Consider the following 4804-nt stretch of genomic DNA (forward strand, 5'->3'; position numbering starts at 1 on the left):
GTGGGTGGGTTGCCCGGTGTTGTCGGGTGCGGGTCGTCGGGGGCTGGTCGCGCAGTTCCCCGCGCCCCTGAAAAACCCGCGTCGGGTTTCCCGCCGTGACGAGCGTTACTGGGCTGACGGTCTGGACGCGTGTTCGTACTCGCCGGTACGGTTGGGCCTGAGCGAGCGCTTAGCCGGATCGGACCGCAACCATCAATTGGGGAACCCGGACGGCGAGCAACCAGGTACGCGAGAGCGGCGCCGGTTTAGGCGCAGGGAAGGGCGGTGGCGGCCGTGCGCCGTACGGTGTTCAACGAGGATCACGAGGCGTTCCGCGAGACCCTGCGCGCCTTCATCGAGGCCGAGGTCGTCCCGGTCTACGACGAGTGGTTCGCCGCCGGCCAGGCGCCGCGCGACTTCTACCACAAGCTGGCCGAACTCGGCGTCTTCGGCATCCGCGTCGACGAGGAGTACGGCGGCGCCGGCATCGACTCGTACAAGTTCGAGGCCGTGATGTACGAGGAGACCGCCCGCGCGGGTGTGTCCTTCGGCGGCTCCGGCGTCCACGTGCTGCTCGGCCTGCCGTACATCAAGATGCTCGCCACCGACGAGCAGAAGAAGCGCTACCTGCCGAAGTTCGTCACCGGCGAGGAGATGTGGGCCCTCGCCATGACCGAGCCGGGGACGGGGTCCGACCTCGCCGGTATGAAGACCACCGCCAAGCTCTCCGAGGACGGCACGCACTACGTCCTCAACGGCGCCAAGACCTTCATCACCGGCGGTGTCCACGCCGACCGTGTCATCGTCTGCGCCCGCACCTCCGCGCCCACGGCCGAGGACCGCCGCTTCGGCATCTCCCTCTTCGCCGTCGACACCAAGTCCGAGGGCTACTCCATCGGGCGGAAGCTCGACAAGCTGGGCCTGAAGACCTCCGACACCGCCGAGCTCGCCTTCGTCGACGTCAAGGTGCCCGCCGAGGACCTCCTCGGCGAGGAGAACAAGGGCTTCTACTACCTCGGCCACAACCTCGCCTCCGAGCGCTGGGGCATCGCCTACGGCGCCTACGCGCAGGCCAAGGCGGCCGTCCGGTTCGCCAAGGAGTACGTCCAGGACCGCACGGTCTTCGGCAAGCCGGTCGCCCACTTCCAGAACACCAAGTTCGAGCTGGCCGCCTGCCAGGCCGAGGTGGACGCGGCCGAGGCCGTCGTCGACCGCGCCCTGGAGGCCCTGGACGCCGGTGAGCTCACCCCCGCCGAGGCCGCCAGCGCCAAGCTGTTCTGCACCGAGGTCGCCCACCGCGTCATCGACCGCTGCCTCCAGCTGCACGGCGGCTACGGCTTCATGAACGAGTACCCGATCGCCCGTCTGTACGCGGACAACCGCGTCAACCGCATCTACGGCGGCACCAGCGAGATCATGAAGTCGATCATCGCGAAGGACATGGGGCTCTAGGACGGGCTCCCGGTCACCCTCGTGTGATCTTCAACCAATCTCTACCCGTGGGTAACTTTCGGCGGCCTGCCGTGACACGAGGCTGGCAGACTCACGGCATGAGTCAGGCACCACTGCAGTCCCTCCTCGATCTGCTCGACCTCGAGCAGATCGAGGAGAACATCTTCCGCGGCCGGTCCCGGCCCGCCATCGTCCCCCGCGTCTTCGGCGGGCAGGTCGCGGCCCAGGCGCTCGTAGCCGCCGGCCGGACGGTCCCCGAGGACCGGCTCGCGCACTCCTTGCACGCGTACTTCCTGCGCACCGGCGACGCGGGCGCGCCCATCGTCTACACCGTCGACCGTATGAACGACGGCCGCTCCTTCACCGCCCGCCGCGTCGTCGCGGTCCAGCACGGGCAGCCCATCTTCGCCCTGTCGGCGTCCTTCCAGCGGTACGAGGAAGGGCTCGACCACCAGGCGCCGATGCCGGCCGCGCCCGACCCGGCCACGCTGCCCACCGCCGAGGAACGGCTGCCGTCGTACGGCCTCGACCCCCGGGTCGTGGAGAAGATGCTGGAGGCCCGGGCCGCCGTCGATCTGCGCTACGTCGACGACCCGCCGTACGGCCGGTACGGCGAACCGCGCGAGGCGCACTCCCAGGTGTGGTTCCGCGCCAACGGCAAGCTCGACGACGACCCCCTCCTGCACGTCGTCCTCGCCACGTACGTCTCCGACATGACGCTCCTCGACTCCATCCTGCTCGCGCACGGGCGCGGCGGCTGGGCCGTCGGGGACGTCGTCGGGGCCTCGCTCGACCACGCGATGTGGTTCCACCGGCCCTTCCGCGCCGACGAATGGCTGCTGTACGACCAGGAGTCGCCGTCCGCGCACGGCGGCCGCGGGCTCGGCCAGGGCCGTATCTACACCCAGGACGGACAGCTGGCGATCTCGGTGATCCAGGAGGGGGTCGTGCGGGTCCCGAGGTGAGCCCGCTCGACGCCTCCGCCGAGCCCTGCGCTCGACTCCTCTGTCGAGCTCTGCACCCGACTCCTCCGTCGAGTCCTACTCCTGGGTGAGGCCCGCCTGGTCCAGCAGGTACGCCGTCATCGGGTCGTAGTGGCGCGGGCTCACCACATGGTCGTCCAGGGGGACCGTGACCTGGACGGTGCCCTCGGACTCGGCGAGGAAGAGGGCCGGGTCGTTGCTGTCCGCGTAGCCGACGGAGTCCACGCCGTGCTGTCCCGCGTACCCCGCCCAGCCGTGGTCGGCGACCACCAGGTCGGGCAGCGGGCGGCCCTCGCGCTCCAGGCCGGTGAGGATGGCCTTCATCGGATCGCCCGAGTGGGTGTGCCACAGGGTGGCGCCGTGCTCCAGGACCGCCACGTCCGCGAACTGCATGACGTACCCCTCCTCCGTCTGGAGGCCGTCCGGGATCACCACGATCTCGCAGCCCGCGGAGCGCAGGGCCGCGGCCGTCGCGCGGTGCACGTCGAGCAGGCCGCCGGGGTGGCCGGTGGCGAACAGGACGCGCTGCTCGCCGTCCGCCGCCTTGCGCAGCCGCGCCGCCATACGGTCCAGGGCGGCGACCGTCAGTTCGGGGTCGATGGTGTCCTGGCCGTAGCGGTACTCCGGGTCGTCGTTCACGCCGACGCGCTCGGCCATCACCGCGAGGACGTCCTGCTCGTCGGTCCAGCGGTCACCGAGCTCCAGGCCCAGCCAGTAGTGGCGGTTGCCGTTCGACAGCTGGCGGTAGTGAGAGAGGTTGTTCTCGCGGGGCGTGGCGACATCGCCCGCGATACGCGTCCGGACGAGGTGGTCGACGAGCTCGGCGCGGCTGGGAGTCCCGGGTATCGGCATGGTTCCCATTGTGAGGCAGACAACTGATCGGGACCCCGACGTCCCGAACGCTGGGATGTGGGTCACTCGTTGATCGGCGGCCCACGGGCCGGGTCACGGCTGCCGCAGCGCGAACCACAACTCCATCCGTACGTCGGGGTCGTCGAGGTCGGTGTCCAGGAGCGCCGAGCAACGGGCGATCCGCTGCCGGACGGTGTTGCGGTGCACGGAGAGGGCCACCGCCGTGCGGTCCCAACTCCCGTGCAGCGAGAGCCAGGCGCGCAGGGTGTCCATGAGGGCGGGCGTGCCGGCGATGGGCGCGAGGAGCGCGCGGGCGTGGGAGGCCGCGTCCTCGGCGGCGACCAGATCGGCCAGCGCGGGGCGTACCGCGTGGTGGACCAGGGGCGCGCGGGTGGCGCGGGCGCGGGCCAGCGCGCGGGCGGCCTGGACGTCGGCGGACGCCCACTCGCGGGGACCGGCCGGTGCGCTGATTCCGCAGGTCCAGCCGGGCTGCGGGGCCGGTTCCCGGTCGGCCGGGAGGAGGACGCGCACGACGTCGTGCGTCAGGTCGACGAGGGCGGACCCCAGTGCGGAGCCTAGCGCGGAGGCCGCCACGGCGTCGGGCGCGGGCCCGTCCCCGGCGGGCCGTGCGTGGACCACGACCCACGGCCCTTCCCCGAGGAGGGGCGCCACGTCCTTTGGAGCCGCCCCCAGCAGCAACCGCACCAGCGCGGCGGATCGTGCGGCTCCCGAGCCGCCTTCCGAGCCGCCGCGGTGCTCCCCGGTGAGCAGGGAGAGCAGGACGGCCGCGACGGACGCGATGGCGTGGTCGCCCGGCTCGCGGTGCGGAACGGCCACGCCGAGTGCGAACCCCTGGCCGCCGCCGAGGGCGTAGGCGGCGAGGTGGGTGCCGCGGGTGGTGTCGGTGGCGGAGGACGGCGTGGGGCCCAGCGTGTCACCGGGCCGGACCACTCCCGCCAGCTCGGCCAGACGGTGTGTGACGGCCGCCTCGGACGCTCTGCCCGCCGACGCGATCTCCGCCCCCTCCGGCCCGTACAGCACCGCCCGGCCGCGTACCCGCTGGGCCAGTTGCCGCAGCACCGCCGTCACCGGGTCCGGGCGTGAGGCCGCCGCGGCCAGGCTCTGCTGGGCCTCCGTCACCCGGCGCAGTTCGGCATGGCGTGCCTGGGCCATCAGCTGCCAGACCGCGCGGGCCACGCCCGAGAAGGTGGTCCGCGGCGGCACCTCGAGCAGGGGCAGCCCGTACGTGTCGCAGGCCGCGACCAGCGCGGGCGGCACCGTGTCGTGCACGGGGGCCAGCCCGAAGCCCAGCGCGGCCCCGCCCGCCGCCACGATCCGGGACACGTAGTCGTCGAAGTACGTGCCCGCCCCCGCCTCGTCCGGGATGTGCACCCCGGCCGTCAACAGGAGTTCGCCGCCCAGCAGATACGGATACGGGTCGGCCAGCTCGGAGGCGTGCGCCCAGTGGACCGCGGTGCCGGCGCCCTCGGGCCCGGCGATCTGCCGCAGGCCCAGGTCCTCGCGGGCCAGGAGGGCGA

4 protein-coding genes are annotated in these 4804 nt (G+C 72.3%); 2 read left to right on the forward strand and 2 right to left on the reverse strand.

The window, feature by feature from the left end; translation table 11 throughout:
* Positions 1–273 precede the first annotated feature (273 nt).
* Positions 274–1431 (forward strand): acyl-CoA dehydrogenase family protein, encoded by a 1158-nt coding sequence (locus FNH04_RS41315; RefSeq protein WP_322725365.1) that lies wholly within the window; start codon positions 274–276, stop codon positions 1429–1431.
* A 98-nt stretch (positions 1432–1529) separates the two neighbouring features.
* On the forward strand, positions 1530–2396 hold the full coding sequence (locus FNH04_RS41320) for an acyl-CoA thioesterase (protein ID WP_152791352.1): 867 nt from the start codon (positions 1530–1532) through the stop codon (positions 2394–2396).
* A 75-nt stretch (positions 2397–2471) separates the two neighbouring features.
* On the opposite strand, the gene FNH04_RS41325 is transcribed toward FNH04_RS41320, so the two are convergent.
* Positions 2472–3266 (reverse strand): phosphatase, encoded by a 795-nt coding sequence (locus FNH04_RS41325; RefSeq protein WP_152791354.1) that lies wholly within the window; start codon positions 3264–3266, stop codon positions 2472–2474.
* Between the two features lie 93 nt (positions 3267–3359).
* Positions 3360–4804, reverse strand: a 1445-nt coding sequence (locus tag FNH04_RS41330) for a PucR family transcriptional regulator (RefSeq protein WP_152791356.1), incomplete at its 5' end; no start/stop codon positions are given.

Source organism: Streptomyces phyllanthi, from assembly GCF_009377205.1.
Taxonomy (GTDB): domain Bacteria; phylum Actinomycetota; class Actinomycetes; order Streptomycetales; family Streptomycetaceae; genus Streptomyces; species Streptomyces phyllanthi.